General features: G+C 64.7%; 1 pseudogene. It reads right to left on the reverse strand.

The annotated features are described in order from the left end of the window. Positions 1–578 (reverse strand): annotated as a pseudogene (locus Msi02_RS42430) (hypothetical protein); the annotation flags it as partial.

Raw genomic sequence — 578 nt, forward strand, 5'->3', positions numbered from 1 at the left:
CACCGGTCCCGATCTTCTGGTTGTAGGCCAGGCCCTGGCCACCCACGTTGCTGCCGAGGGTGCCGACGTCCTTCAGAGCGATGTCCACGATGTGGCCACGCAGCTTGAAGTCCAGGTCGTACAGCGCCCAGAAGGTGGCCTTGTAGAAGCCGTTGTCCTTCTTGAAGTAGTAGGTCGCGTAGTCGTCCTTCCAGACCTTGTCGGCCTCGACGCTACCGGCCCCAGCGGCGTACGCTTCGCGGTCGATCCGGGTGATGACGATGCCAGCGGTGTGGCTCCGGTTCGTCCACTCGGTGCTGCCCCCGCGGACCAGCGCGTCAAGCGCGTTGCGGTCCGCGATGCCCGCGTAGGTGCACCAGGCGTCCGTCGCAGGGACGTCCTTCTTCCAGGACTCCTTCTTGTTGTCCGCGAAGTGCACGTCGTCCTTGACCGGGACGATGTCGCCGGCCCAGCCGGTGGTCTTGAGCTCAAGGTCCTTGCGGGCCTTGTCCGCCGCGGCGTAGGTCTCGAAGACTCGGTTGTCCACCCAGTTCTTGACCTTGTCGACGGCCACGTCGGTGACCTGGACACCGTTGTAC

This window comes from Microbispora siamensis (assembly GCF_016863095.1).
Taxonomy (GTDB): Bacteria; Actinomycetota; Actinomycetes; order Streptosporangiales; family Streptosporangiaceae; genus Microbispora; species Microbispora siamensis.